Raw genomic sequence first — 13,653 nt, forward strand, 5'->3', positions numbered from 1 at the left:
ATGAACCGCCGATTTGGAACCGTCGTGATGGTGACCGCGCTTCTGACCCTGTCTTTGGGGGGGTGCGCCTGGTTTCAGCGGGAGACTCCGGCCGGAACCGAACAGACCCCGCAACCGGCCGCCGCGTCCGCCCCCATGTTCTACGACTTCCAGGACATCCCCGTTCCCGGCGAACTGAGCCTCCAGTCCGACCAATCCACCGTGTTCCAGGGCGGCGGCGTCAAAACGGGCCTGCTGGTCTTCAAGGGCCGTGTGGACCCCGGGTCGGTCATCAATTTCTTCCAAGTTTCTCTGGCCCGGGAAAAATGGCGGATGAAGGGCAGCATCCGCTACCGCAAGTCCCTGCTCCTTTTTGAAAAGGACGACCGATTCTGCATCATCAACGTCTATGAGGGGCATCTGTACACCTACGTGGAGATCTACGTGGTGCCCACGATGTAGGGGAAAGGGGAAAGGCTAAGGGTGAAAGGGGAAAGGTGAAAGGCTAAAGGGGAAAGGCTAAAGGGGAAAGAGGAATACCCGCAGCTCTACTTTGGGAAAAGCGCGGGGCAGACGTGCCCTACTCCTTACTCCTTACTCCTTACTCCTAACGCCTGACGACTCACGACTCACGACTCACGGATTACGGATTACGGATTACGGATCACGGATTACGAAAATGCTTCGAGGAAAATCGATTCTTCTCGGTGTGACGGGCGGCATTGCGGCCTACAAGGCGGCGGAACTGGTCCGGCTGCTGGACAAGCAGGGGGCCGTCGTCCAGGTGGTCATGAGCGCCGCGGCGCAGCAGTTCATCACGCCTCTCACCCTGCAGGCCCTCTCCGGGCGACCGGTCCTCACCGACCTTTTCGATCTGGGAACGGAATCACGGATCGGGCATATCCAGGCCGCCCGGGAGGCCGACCTCATCGTCGTGGCGCCCGCCACGGCCAACGTCCTGGCCAAGATGGCCCACGGCTTGGCGGACGACTATCTGACCACGGTGCTTCTGGCCGCCACGGCCCCGGTGATCGTCTGCCCGGCCATGAACCATGTGATGTACGCGCATCCGGCAACCCAGGAAAACCTTGAACGCCTCAAAGCCCGGGGCGTTCACGTGGTGGAGCCCCAAGCCGGGGAACTGGCCTGCGGCGAGGAAGGCAAAGGCCGCCTGGCGGAACTTTCCCTTATTTTGGAAACCGCCGTTCGGGTCCTCACCCCCAAGGACCTCCAGGGAAAGCGGGTGCTCGTCACGGCCGGCCCCACCTGGGAACCTTTCGATCCGGTGCGCTTCATCACCAATCCGTCGTCGGGCAAGATGGGCTTCGCCCTGGCCGTGGAGGCCTCCCGCCGCGGGGCTCACGTGGACCTGGTGACCGGCCCGACCCATCTGCCGGATCCCCCCTTTCTCAGCACCCACCGGTTGAAGACGGCGGGGGAAATGGACAGCGTCGTGAGGCACCTGGCCGCCGACGCGGACGTGATCGTCATGTCGGCGGCGGTGAGCGACTACCGGCCCGAAGAACAGGCCCCCCAGAAGATGAAGAAAACCGACCGGGATCTCACCATCCGGCTGGTTCGAACCCCCGACATTCTGGCCGGAGTGGGCGCCGCCAAGAAACCCGGGCAGGTGGTGGTGGGCTTCGCCGCCGAAACGGAGAACCTCATCGAAAACGCTTCGGAAAAGCTTCGAAAGAAAAACCTGGACTTCATCGTGGCCAACGACCTCACCCAGCCCGGATCGGGCTTTCGTTGCGACACCAACCAGGTGAAGATCCTGGACTCGGGCGGAAATGTGGAGGCCCTTCCCTGCCTGAGCAAGGAGGAAGTGGCCCGGCGGATCCTGGATCGCATTGCGGGGCTTGTGAAGAAGGCGAATCATGAATGAGGCGGAAGTTCGGCGTCTGGCCGAAAGCATCCTGGGGACGGTGGCCGGCCTTCGGCGTGCCGGCCTGAGGGAGATCCTCCGGGAGGAGCCCCGGCAGGCCGCTCCTCCGGCGGACCAGCGCGAGGAACCCGGGATCTCCATGGCGGCCCCCGCGGAAACGGAACACCCTACGGCAGAACGATTTTCCATCCAAACGGAAGCTGCGCAGGGGGACGAAAAGGAGAAAGCGGAACGGCTCCTGGCCGTGCGAGACGAACTGGGCGAGTGCCGCCGGTGCCGGCTCCACGAGACCCGGACCCACCTGGTCTTCGGAGAGGGGAACCCCGCGGCGCGCCTCGTCTTCGTGGGCGAAGGCCCCGGCGCGGACGAAGACCGGCAGGGCCGCCCCTTCGTGGGCCGAGCCGGAAAGCTCCTGGACAAGATGATTCAGTCCATCGGGCTGGAACGCGGGCAGGTCTACATCTGCAACGTGGTGAAATGCCGCCCGCCGGGAAACCGCACGCCGGCTCCGGAAGAGATCGAGCCCTGCTCGCCTTTTCTCACCAAACAGTTGGAAGTCATCCAGCCGAAGGTTATTTGTACCTTGGGAGCCTGCGCCACCCAAACGATCCTGCAGACCAGGAAGTTCATCTCCGAACTTCGTTCGGGCGTGCGCCTGTGGCGGGGGATTCCGGTGGTGCCCACGTACCATCCGGCCTATCTGCTGCGAAACCCCGCCAAGAAGGCCGATGTGTGGAAGGATCTCCTGCGGGTGTTGCAGATCCTGGAAGGGTGAAGCCATGAGCGGGCGGGGATAAACCCCGCCCCTACTCAACAGGTCCATCTGCTTTCGTAGGGGCGGGCTTTACGCCCGCCCTTCAGGACCTGTCCATGAGAAAGAATCGCCCGATTTGATTTGAAACGCGACCTCGTTTCGTTCGTGCGGGCTGTAGGGGCGAATAATCATTCGCCCCTACAGGGGCCTGTTTTCCAAAGGTACGTTTCATCCTTCGTTGTCACGAGCCGTCCGTGATGGGGTTGATGTGAAAGAGATCCGCGAATGGACGCAAATGGTTGGGACGCGACGTAAAGGAGGCACCATGCAGCGCCGGCGTGCCAAGTCGACCGTACTGCTTCTCATCCTTCTCGCGATCTGTTGGCTGATCCCCGGCGCCCAAGGCGTGGGCCGCGCCCAGGACCGGCACATCAACGTGATCCGCGTCCACGACACCATCAATCCGGGGCTCCAGGACTTCATCCAGTACACCATCGACCGATCGGAAGAGGAAAGCGCCGAATGCCTCATCATGGAGCTGGACACCCCGGGAGGCCTCATGACGGCCATGCGCGGCATCGTGAAGGCCATTATGAACGCCAAGATCCCGGTGGTGGTCTTCGTGGCGCCCAGCGGAGCCCAGGCGGCGTCCGCGGGCGTGCTCATCACGGCGGCGGCCGATGTGGCGGCCATGGCGCCGGGCACCAACATCGGGGCGGCCCATCCGGTGACGGCCACGGGCGGGGACGTGCCGGAGACCATGAACGAGAAGGTGGTGAACGACATGGTGGCGTTCGCCAAGAGCATCGCCGAAGAACGGGGCCGGAACGCCCAGTGGCTGGAAGACGCCATCCGGAAAAGCGTTTCCATCACGGCCGAGGAGGCCTTTTCGCTGAATGTCATCGACCTGGTGGCCCGGGACCTGGGGGATCTACTGGAAAAACTGGACGGCTGGGAGGTGCAGCGAAAGGGCTATTCGCGAACCATCACCACCAGGGGGGCGGAAATCCGGCACATCGAGCCCGGCTGGCGCCACAAGGTGCTTCGGGCCATCAGCAACCCCAACATCGCCTACATCCTGCTCATGATCGGGCTGGCCGGCCTCTATTTCGAACTCTCCCAGCCGGGCGTGGTGCTTCCGGGAGTGATCGGCGCCATCGCGCTGGTGCTGGCCTTCTACGCCATGCAGACCATTCCGGTGAACTACGCCGGCTTCATCCTGATCGCCCTGGCCGTGGTGTTCTTCATCCTGGAGATCAAGGTGGCGAGCTACGGCATGCTGAGTCTCGCCGGGGTCACCTGCCTCGTGCTGGGATCCCTCATGCTGTTTCACGTGCCCGGCCAACCGTTCCGGCTGGCTCTGCCCGTCTTCATCCCCACGGTGCTCACCGTCTCCGCCTTCTTCGTGGCGGTGGCCACCCTGGCCTTCCGCGCCCAGATGCGGCGTCCGCAAACCGGCGTGGAGGCGCTGGTGGGAGCGACCGGGGTGGTGACCCGACCCATCGGCCCGGACCGGGAGGGGAAGGTCTTCGTGGAGGGGGAGCTTTGGAACGCGGAAAGCGACGAAAGCATCCCGGAAGGAGCCCGGGTGGAAGTGGAGTCGGTCCGGAATTTGAAGTTGCAAGTCAAGAGGATAGATGATAAATAGGCTCAGTCTTTTCCGGGCATCAACTCGATTTTCCTTGAAATTACGGAGGCCCCCATGTCCCTCTACGGGCTCATCACCGTCGCTGTGCTCGTGGTTCTCTTTCTGGCCAACGCCATTCGTGTTCTCAACGAATACGAACGGGGCGTGGTCTTCCGGCTGGGGCGCGTCATCGCCGCCAAGGGTCCGGGGCTCATCATCCTGATCCCGCTCATCGATCGGATGCAGAAGGTGAGCCTTCGGCTCATCGCCTCCGACGTGCCCCCCCAGGACGTGATCACCCGGGACAACGTGTCGGTGAAGGTCAACGCGGTGATCTACTTTAGGGTGGTGGACCCGGTGAAGGCGGTCATTTCCGTGGAGAATTATCTTTTCGCCACAAGCCAGCTGGCCCAAACCACCCTTCGGAGCGTGTGCGGCCAGGCGGAGCTGGACGAGCTGCTTTCCGAGCGCGAAAAGATCAACGCGCAGCTCCAGGACATCCTGGACCGCCACACGGACCCCTGGGGCATCAAGGTCACCGTGGTGGAGCTCAAGCACATCGACCTTCCGCAGGAGATGCAGCGGGCCATGGCCCGCCAGGCGGAAGCGGAGCGGGAGCGGCGCGCCAAGGTGATCCACGCGGAAGGCGAATTCCAGGCCGCCGACCGCCTGAGGGAGGCCGCCCAGATTATCCAGGAAAACCCCATGGCCATGCAGCTTCGCTACCTGCAAACGCTCCGGGAAATCGCCGCGGAGAACAACTCCACCACCATCTTTCCGGTCCCCATTGATCTCATCAAGCCGTTTCTCGTCGATACGGTGACAAAGACAACGGAAGCGAAAAAGGAGTCGCAGGATGGGTAAGAAGAAGGAAAAGGAAGTCAAGGAAAAGCCCCTGGAGAAAATGACCGCCAAGGAATTGCGGGAAGTGGCCCTGGGCCTGGAAGGCATCGTGGGGGTCCACGCCATGAACAAGGCGGAGCTCATCGCGGCCATCAAGGAAGCCAAGGGCATCGTGGAAGAGTCCACCAAGAAGAAGTCGGTGGATGTGCGCGCCTTGAAGGCCAAGATCCGCGAGCTTCGCGCCCGCCGCGAAGAAGCCAAGGCGGCCGGAAACAACAAGCTGGCCGACGCCCTGAGACGCCGGATCAGCAATCTAAAGAAAAAGACACGCCGCGCGGCTTAGCCTCCATGGGGCGGGGCGGCGCCCGGGGGCGCCTCCCCGCTTCCTTTTATCTGCCGCCGCGGGCGTCACATCCCTTTCCCCCAATCCACACGTACTCTCTCCATCCCACGGCGTGACGAGGTGCAACCCATGACCCGAGAGGATGCCCTGAACCTCCTGAATCAACACATCCACGCGGACAACCTGAAAAAGCACTGCCTGGCCACGGAAGCCATCATGCGGGAGCTGGCCCGGCATTTCGGTGAAGACGAAGAGGCGTGGGCCGTGGCCGGCCTGCTGCATGATCTGGATTTCGAAGAGACCCGGGACGACCCGGCTTCCCACGGAAAACGCACCCTGGAAATCCTGGACGGAACGGACCTGAGCGAGGAGGTGCGCCGGGCCATCGCCCGTCACAACGCGGAAGCCCTTGGCCTCGCCCGGGAAACTCGCCTGGATTTCGCTCTCACCTGCGCCGAGACCATCACGGGGCTCATCGTGGCGGCGGCCCTGGTCCATCCGGACAAGAAGATCGCTTCGGTCAAGGTCAAGTCGATCCGAAAGAGGATGAAGAGCAAGGATTTCGCCCGGAACGTCAACCGGGACCACATCGCCTTGTGCGAAGAGATGGGCCTTCCCCTCAATGATTTCATCGAGATGAGCCTCCGGGCCATGACCGCCATCGGCGACCAGCTCGGGCTTTAGAACCGGGAAAACCCTAGCGGCAGCGGAAGCGACAGCGGAAGAGCAACGGGATCCATGGAATCGGGACGCACAAGGAGGAGGTATCGCCTATGAATGTCCACCCCAAGATCGTGGCGGCCATCACGGCGGCCGTCGCCCTGTACATGCAGGCCCACCAGCAGGTGGTTCAGGAAGGGGCGCCCCCGGAGGTGAAGCGGGAAACGCCGCCTGCGCCTGCGGTGACTTTCAGCCCCTGGACCCTGTCCGGGCGTCAATCCATGATGGACATGCGGCGCATGCTCCAGATGCGCCTGGTTCGATAACACCCTTCCAGGCAGGAAGATTTCGGAATCAAAAGGAGAATCACTATGGCGGAACAGCACGGCGTGTTGACGGCAGGCCTTGTGGATGAACCCATCGAAGTGACCCATCCCGTGAAGATCCAGGACCTCACGTTCCGTGACGGCCACCAGTCGCTGTTTGCCACGCGGGGACGGACGGAAGACTTCATCCCCATCGCCGAGGACATGGACAAGGTGGGATTCTACTCCATGGAAGTCTGGGGCGGAGCCACCTTCGACACCATGCACCGCTTTCTAGGCGAAGACCCCTGGGAACGGATCCGGACCCTGAAGAAATACATCAAGAACACCCCCTTTTCCATGCTGCTGCGCGGCCAGAACCTGGTGGGCTACCGCAACTACCCGGACGATGTGGCCGAGGCTTTCGTGGAACGGGCCTGCGAAAACGGCATGGACATCTTCCGGGTGTTCGACGCGCTCAACGACTTTCGCAACTTCGAAACAGCCGTGAAGGTCATCAAGAAATGCGGCAAGCACTTCCAGGGCTCCATCTGCTATTCGCTCACCGAGCCGCGCATGGGCGGCGATGTCTACAACCTGGAGTACTACGTCCAGAAGGCCAAGCAGCTGGAAGACATGGGCGCGGACACCATCTGCATCAAGGACATGGCCGGCCTCATCGCCCCCTACGACGCCTATATCCTCATCAAGACCCTGAAGGAAAACGTGAAGGTGCCCATCCACCTGCACAGCCACTTCACCTCCGGCATGGCGGATATGTCGCTCCTGAAGGCCATCGAGGCGGGCGTGGACATCGTGGATACGTGCCTTTCCCCCTGGGCCTACCGCACGTCCCATCCGGCCGTGGAACCCCTGGTGGTCACCCTCAGGGGCACCAACCGGGATACGGGCCTGGATCTGAAGCTATTGGCCAAGTGCAGCGAGTACATGGAAAAGATCTCGCCCAAGTACCGCCATCTTCTGGACGACCGCATGTCCATCATCGACATCAACGTGCTGCTCCACCAGACCCCGGGCGGCATGCTGTCCAACCTGGTGAACCAGCTCCGGGAAATGGACGCTCTCGACAAGCTGGACGAGGTCTTCCGGCAGCTTCCCATCGTGCGCCGCGAACTGGGCCAGGTGCCCCTGGTCACCCCCACCAGCCAGATCGTGGGGATTCAGACGGTGAACAACGTGCTCTTCGACACGCCGGAAGAGCGCTACAAGATGATCACGGCCCAGGTCAAAGACCTGTGCTACGGCCTCTACGGCAAGACTCCCGTTCCCATCGACCCGGAAGTGCAGAAGAAGGCCCTCAAGGGCTATCCGCGCGGCGAGACCCCCATCACGGTGCGGCCCGCCGACGTGCTGGAGCCCGAGCTGGAAAAGGCCAAGAAGGACGTGGAAGGCCTGGCGAAGGACATCGACGACGTGCTCATCTACGCCCTCTACCCCACCACAGGCAAGCGGTTCCTGCGCTGGAAATACGGCCATGAGCCCATCCCGGAAGAGGTGAAGCCCAAGACCCTGGAGCAGGTCAAGGCGGAAGAGGAGCTGGTCAAGAAGGCCAAGGCGGGACTGCTGGTGGAAAAGCCCCGGAAGGAAGCGCCGCCCAAGGGCCCCGGCCTGGCCACCTTCAACGTCTTCGTGGACGGAGAGTACTTCGAGGTGGAAGTGGAGCAGGTGGGCGGGGTCCCCGTGGTGACCCAGATCACGCCGGTGGCGGCTCCCGCGGCCGCACCCCAGCCGGCGGCTCCGCAACCCGTCGGACCCCAGCCCATGGTGCCTCCGCCGCCGCCCCGACCGGTGCCGGCTCCGGCCGCTCAGCCCGCGGCGGCCCCGGCACCTCCCAAGCCGGCCGCTCCGGCCGTTTCCGGCGGAACGCCCATCGAAGCCCCCATGCCGGGCATGGTGATCCGCTACGAAGTGAAGGAAGGCGACACGGTGAACGAAGGCGACGTGGTCCTCATCCTGGAAGCCATGAAGATGGAAAACTCCATCACCTCGCCCGTTTCCGGCACGGTCCTCAAGATCAACTACAAGGACGGCGACAGCGTGCAGAAGGGCGACGTGCTGGCCCTCATCGGCTAACGAGGGGAAGGATTAAAGGATTGAAGGATTAAGGATTAGAGGGTCGGGGCAGAAGTGGCGGATAGGGCTGCGCCCCGATCCCCGCCCTTCCCTCCATTTACGATTTCACGATTTACGATTTCACGATTTACGATTTCACGATTTCACGACTTCACGACTTCACGAAACGGAGTGGACATATGAGCATGAAGCGCAAAAAGATCACGGTGGTTGGAGCGGGCTTCGTGGGCGCCACGGCGGCCCATTGGGCGGCGGCCAAGGAACTGGGCGATGTGTGCCTGATCGACATCGTGGAAGGCATGCCCCAGGGCAAGGCTTTGGACCTCATGGAAGCCTCCCCCGTGGAAGGCTTTGACGCCCACATCATCGGAACCAACGACTACGCGGATACGGCCGATTCGGACATCGTCATCATCACGGCGGGGCTTCCGAGAAAGCCGGGCATGAGCCGCGACGACCTGCTGGCCAAGAACACGGAAATCGTCAAGTCCGTCACCGAGCAGGTGGCCAAATATTCGCCCGACGCCTTTCTCATCATCGTCTCCAACCCGCTGGACGCCATGGTGTACGTGGCCCACAAGGTGAGCGGCTTTCCCACCAACCGGGTCATGGGCATGGCGGGCGTGCTGGATGCGGCCCGGTTCCGCACCTTCATCGCCATGGAACTGAACGTGTCCGTGGAGGACGTGACGGCCTTCGTGCTGGGCGGCCACGGAGACACCATGGTGCCCCTGCCGCGCTATTCCACGGTGGCCGGCATCCCGCTTCCCGATTTGCTGCCGCCGGAGAAGATTGAGGCCCTGGTGGAACGGACCCGGAACGGCGGCGCCGAGATCGTCAACCTCCTCAAGACCGGAAGCGCCTTCTTCGCTCCGTCCGCTTCGGCCGTTCAGATGGCCGAATCGATCCTCAAGGACAAGAAGCGGATCCTTCCCTGCGCGGCCTACTGCGACAAGGAATACGGCGTGGGCGGCTACTTCGTGGGCGTGCCGGTGAAGCTGGGCGCCGGCGGCGTGGAGCAGGTGATCGAGATCAAGCTGCTTCCGGAAGAAAAGGAAGCCTTCCAGAAGTCCGTGGACGCCGTGAAAAACCTGGTAAAGAAGATCAACGTGTAGCCGAAAAGCCTGAGCTGGACGAAATCCCTTTGCCCGCCGCTCCCTCACGAGTGGACCCGGATGGAGCACTCAACGAACAGGTGCTCCCGGGGGTGGGGAGATGGCGGGCAAAGTACTTTCAGAGGATCGCTCGGATCCACGGCGAAAGGGTGAGGACGATGCGACGCACAGTCGTTGTGGGCATGATCCTGTTTCTTGCCGCTTCCACGATGATTTCTTGTGCTGCAAGGACAGCGAAGATCGATCATTACTTGACCTACACCAACAAGGGAACCCGTTCCGAAGCTCGCCACGGTCACCTTGTGGTCAATGGAAAGGAAATCCCGTGGTGCTTTGACCGTGTGGCCGCGGCCGGGCGGTCCTTTTCGTTTCGGGTGAGGACGAATCTGTGGGGCGATGACGGTTATTTCCCTGACGCGTCACCATGGTCGGAACGGACGGCCCGGACGGACATAGCCCCCTCGGAGTTGACCCGCGGATACTATGTGGGAGATGAGAGGCTCTCGGGCACCCCCTCCTCGTGGATTTTCGTTGAGTGGAGCGGAAAAGGTGCCAAGCGATCCGCATTTGTGGATCCACTGATGATTGAAAGGCTGATCCAGGACTTCAAGATTCCCGTCAGGAGCGGCGTTGCCCGGATGCGCATCCGGCTAACGGATTAGTAGCCGAACGGTCGGATACCGGGCATGCGCATGTCCGCATGGGATGTTGATACCGGAGGGCGGGCGCAATGTTGTTTCGGTTGCCGTTGAATCTGAAAAGGAGAAACCATGCCACGGATGCTTGCCGCGCTGATGATGACCATGTTCTTCGCTCTTCCCGCCGCCCATGCCTGGGCCGGCGGCATGATGAGCTACCAAGAGTGTGCACGAAACTGCAAGAGTTCGTACCAGGAATGCAAGAAAAAGGAAACGACCGAAAGCGTGATCAACGACATCTCCTGCGTTGAATTGCTGGAGATGTGCCAGCTGGAGTGCCGAAACAGGGAAGACTACCTGAACTGCAAAAGAGAGTGCGGCGACGACACGGACTGCCTGGCCTCCTGCAAGGAAGGTTTCATGGAAAACGTACCGGATTACCGCCCCTACCTGAACCGCAAGCAGAAGAATTGACACCGTGCAAAAGGATCATCCCGTCCTCCCGAAGAGCGCCCGCAGTCGGCGGGCGCTCTCTCCTCCGATCAGGAATTCGCCAGCCACTCCTTTTTCTTCACCGCTTCCGCCTTGAGGCGGTTCACGGTCTCTTCCAGCACGGGAAAGACGTTTTCCCGGATGTCCCCCGCCACCACCACCAGCAAGACGTCGTCGCCCACCTCGCGCCGGCCTGTGTTGAGGTGCGCTTCCACGGCCGCGATCCCCGGCCGGGACCGCACATCCCGAAGCACCCTTTCCCAGGCGTCCCGGTCGCAGTCGATGTCCAGGGCCCGGGCGGGCTTGCCGTCCCGGCTGGTGGCCCGCACCACCCCGTTGTGGCAGGCGAACATGCCCACCTTCGCCGGATCCACCGTGGCTTTCAGTCGCTCGATCATCTCCTGGATGTTGGGCATCTTTTCTCCTTTCGTGAAATCGTGAATCGTGAATCGTGAATCGTAAATCGTAAATCGTGAATCGTGAAATCGTGAATGGTGATTGGTGAGTGGCGGAAGGGAGAAATGGCGGCCGCTAGCCCGTTCCCCCCTTCCCCTTTCACCTTTCGCCTAGCACCCTGTTCCTGGGAGCCTGTCCGACAATGGCAAATTTGCCCCGTTCAACGCCCATTCGTCATCCCCGCGAAAGCGGGGATCCAGTATTTCCATAAACTTATGGACTCCCGCTTGCGCGGGAGTGACGGTTGGGGGAGTTCTCGGACAGGCTCCTAGCGCCTTTTCCCTTTAACCTTTAGCCTTTAGCCTTTTACCTTTCCCCTCACCCCATACCCCTCTCCACGCTTGATCCCGCCGGCCATCGCTGCTATAAGCGTAGAGGCTTCATCCGCTGCGGCCCGGCCGCACCCTATCAGAACCTATCCGGCACGATCTCGACCCGAAGGTACCCGCTGCACGCTGTTGACGACGCATCCGGCAGAGGCGCTGTTTCCCTTTCCACCCTTCCAGCAGACGGAACAATCGACGTGCCAGCCCGTAAAATTTTCCACATTCGACACCTCGCCGTTTTCGGGGACTTCCGCCCCTATCCCCATCCTCCGGATTTGTCAAGATTGCATCGCCCGGGTCCGCCCGCCGCGACGGTGCAGGCCGTCGCCCGAGGGCGCGGCATCGGGCGTTTTCTAGGGCCACAGGAATGAGTGAGGAGGGACAACATGTACGATGACAAGGAACTGGAACGGATTCGAGCCGGAAAGGAAAACTGGGAAAAGACCACGCTCGGGAAGGCCCTGAGCAAGTTCCCGGAGCGAAAACCGATCTTCACCAGCATCTCCGGCATGCCCGTGGAGCGGCTCTACACGCCGCTGGACACCGCCGATCTCGACTACGAAAAGGACCTGGGCTACCCGGGCCAGTACCCCTTCACCCGGGGGGTGCAGCCCACCATGTACCGCGGCCGCTTCTGGACCATGCGCCAGTACGCCGGGTTCGGCAACGCCCGGGAGAGCAACGCCCGCTACCGCTACCTCCTGGAGCAGGGTCAGACCGGTCTCAGCGTGGCCTTCGATCTTCCCACCCAGGCGGGCTACGACAGCGACCATCCCCTGTCCATGGGCGAGGTGGGGAAAGTGGGGGTGGCCATCGACAGCCTGGACGACATGAAGATCCTCTTCGACGGCATCCCCCTGGACCAGGTCACCACCTCCATGACCATCAACGCCCCGGCCACGGTGCTTTTGGCCATGTATCTGGCCATCGCCGAGGAACAAGGCGTTCCCTTCGACAAGGTGGGCGGCACGGTCCAGAACGACATCCTCAAGGAGATCATCTGCCGCGGCCAGTACATCTTCCCGCCCAAGCCCAGCATGCGCCTCACGGTGGATCTCATCGACTACTGCTTCAAGCACGTGCCGCGCTGGAACACCATCTCCATCAGCGGCTACCACATCCGGGAAGCCGGGTCCACGGCGGCCCAGGAGATGGCCTTCACCATCGCGGACGGCATCGCCTACGTGCAGGCCTGCGTGGACCGCGGCCTGGCCGTGGACAGCTTCGCGCCGCGCTTGAGCTTCTTTTTCAACGCGTTCACCAACGTGCTGGAGGAAGTGGCCAAGTTCCGGGCGGGCCGCCGGGTCTGGGCCCGCATCATGAAAGAGCGCTTCGGCGCCAAGGACCCCAGGTCCATGATGATGCGCTACCACGTGCAGACGGGCGGCGTGACCCTCACGGCCCAGCAGCCCCTGAACAACATCGTCCGGGTGGCCCTCCAGGCCTACGCGGCGGCCCTGGGCGGCTGCCAGTCGCTCCACACCAATTCCTACGACGAGGCCCTGTGCCTGCCCACCCAGGAAGCGGTCACGGTGGCCCTGCGCACCCAGCAGATCGTGGCGGAAGAAAGCGGCGCCACGGACACCATCGACCCGCTGGCGGGCTCCTACTTCGTGGAAGCCATGACGGACAAGATCGAAGCGGAAATCGAGGAGTACATTAGAAAGATCGACGCCATGGGCGGAACCCTCACGGCCATCGAACAGGGCTACATCCAGAAGGAGATCCAGGACAGCGCCTACCGGTTCCAGAAGGAGATCGAATCGGGAGAGCGGGTCTACGTGGGGATCAACAAGTACACCATGGAAGAGCCCGAACCCACCAACCTGCTCAAGGTGGACATGAAGGTGGGAGAGATCGAAGCGGAAAAGCTCAAAAAACTCCGCGCCGAACGGGACCAGGCCCAGTGGAAGGCGGCCCTGGACAGGCTCCGGGAAGTGTCCCAATCGGACGAGAACGTCATGCCGGCCGTGATTGAGGCGGTGAAGGCCCGGGCCACCATCGGCGAGATCTGCGACGTGTGGCGGGATGTTTTCGGCGAATATCGGCCCAAGGAATTCGTGTAGGGAAGATTTCACCCCAGAGGCGCAGAGATCCCAGAGAAAAGCCTTTTGAGGCGCGGCGCTGAGAAGC

Annotated in this window: 13 protein-coding genes; 12 read left to right on the forward strand and 1 reads right to left on the reverse strand. The window is 62.2% G+C overall.

Features of this window, described 5'->3' with window-relative positions; all coding sequences use genetic code 11:
• The 11 genes from BUB04_RS00895 (at nucleotide 1) to BUB04_RS00950 (ending at nucleotide 10,720) form a co-directional block, all read left to right on the forward strand.
• Nucleotides 1-441, forward strand: coding sequence for a hypothetical protein (locus BUB04_RS00895; RefSeq protein ID WP_073036040.1), 441 nt, complete (start codon nucleotides 1-3; stop codon nucleotides 439-441).
• A 217-nt stretch (nucleotides 442-658) separates the two neighbouring features.
• Nucleotides 659-1,867, forward strand: coding sequence for a bifunctional phosphopantothenoylcysteine decarboxylase/phosphopantothenate--cysteine ligase CoaBC (gene coaBC, locus BUB04_RS00900; protein WP_073036042.1), 1,209 nt, complete (start codon nucleotides 659-661; stop codon nucleotides 1,865-1,867).
• Nucleotides 1,860-2,642: a uracil-DNA glycosylase gene (locus BUB04_RS00905; protein WP_073036044.1), complete on the forward strand. Its 783-nt coding sequence runs from the start codon at nucleotides 1,860-1,862 to the stop codon at nucleotides 2,640-2,642. Before coaBC ends, BUB04_RS00905 begins: the two co-directional genes overlap by 8 nt.
• Nucleotides 2,643-2,946: 304 nt before the next feature.
• Entirely contained in the window at nucleotides 2,947-4,269 is a 1,323-nt protein-coding gene (locus BUB04_RS00910) for an NfeD family protein (RefSeq protein WP_073036046.1), read from the forward strand.
• Nucleotides 4,270-4,323: 54 nt separating this feature from the next.
• The gene (locus BUB04_RS00915) at nucleotides 4,324-5,112 is read left to right on the forward strand and encodes a slipin family protein (protein WP_073036048.1); all 789 of its coding nucleotides are present in this window, start codon (nucleotides 4,324-4,326) and stop codon (nucleotides 5,110-5,112) included.
• Nucleotides 5,105-5,434, forward strand: a complete 330-nt coding sequence (locus tag BUB04_RS00920) for a Rho termination factor N-terminal domain-containing protein (protein ID WP_073036050.1) — start codon at nucleotides 5,105-5,107, stop codon at nucleotides 5,432-5,434. Before BUB04_RS00915 ends, BUB04_RS00920 begins: the two co-directional genes overlap by 8 nt.
• A gap of 129 nt (nucleotides 5,435-5,563) precedes the next feature.
• Entirely contained in the window at nucleotides 5,564-6,118 is a 555-nt protein-coding gene (locus BUB04_RS00925) for an HDIG domain-containing metalloprotein (protein WP_073036052.1), read from the forward strand.
• An 89-nt stretch (nucleotides 6,119-6,207) separates the two neighbouring features.
• Nucleotides 6,208-6,420 (forward strand): hypothetical protein, encoded by a 213-nt coding sequence (locus tag BUB04_RS00930; RefSeq protein WP_073036054.1) that lies wholly within the window; start codon nucleotides 6,208-6,210, stop codon nucleotides 6,418-6,420.
• Nucleotides 6,421-6,465: 45 nt separating this feature from the next.
• Nucleotides 6,466-8,493 (forward strand): pyruvate carboxylase subunit B, encoded by a 2,028-nt coding sequence (locus BUB04_RS00935; RefSeq protein ID WP_073036055.1) that lies wholly within the window; start codon nucleotides 6,466-6,468, stop codon nucleotides 8,491-8,493.
• A 185-nt stretch (nucleotides 8,494-8,678) separates the two neighbouring features.
• The gene (gene mdh / locus BUB04_RS00940) at nucleotides 8,679-9,608 is read left to right on the forward strand and encodes a malate dehydrogenase (protein ID WP_073036145.1); all 930 of its coding nucleotides are present in this window, start codon (nucleotides 8,679-8,681) and stop codon (nucleotides 9,606-9,608) included.
• Nucleotides 9,609-10,378: 770 nt separating this feature from the next.
• Nucleotides 10,379-10,720 carry a hypothetical protein gene (locus BUB04_RS00950; RefSeq protein ID WP_143156300.1) on the forward strand — a complete coding sequence of 114 codons (342 nt, stop codon included), beginning with the start codon at nucleotides 10,379-10,381 and terminating at the stop codon, nucleotides 10,718-10,720.
• Nucleotides 10,721-10,788: 68 nt separating this feature from the next.
• On the opposite strand, the gene BUB04_RS00955 is transcribed toward BUB04_RS00950, so the two are convergent.
• Nucleotides 10,789-11,154, reverse strand: a complete 366-nt coding sequence (locus BUB04_RS00955; RefSeq protein ID WP_073036070.1) for a molybdenum cofactor biosynthesis protein MoaE — start codon at nucleotides 11,152-11,154, stop codon at nucleotides 10,789-10,791.
• 752 nt (nucleotides 11,155-11,906) lie between these two features.
• Here BUB04_RS00955 and BUB04_RS00960 point away from each other — a divergent pair.
• A complete protein-coding gene (locus BUB04_RS00960; protein WP_073036072.1) occupies nucleotides 11,907-13,586 on the forward strand; it encodes an acyl-CoA mutase large subunit family protein in 1,680 nt (559 codons plus the stop codon).
• The last annotated feature ends 67 nt before the right edge of the window (nucleotides 13,587-13,653 follow it).

Source organism: Desulfacinum infernum DSM 9756 (assembly GCF_900129305.1).
GTDB classification, from domain to species: Bacteria; Desulfobacterota; Syntrophobacteria; order Syntrophobacterales; family DSM-9756; genus Desulfacinum; species Desulfacinum infernum.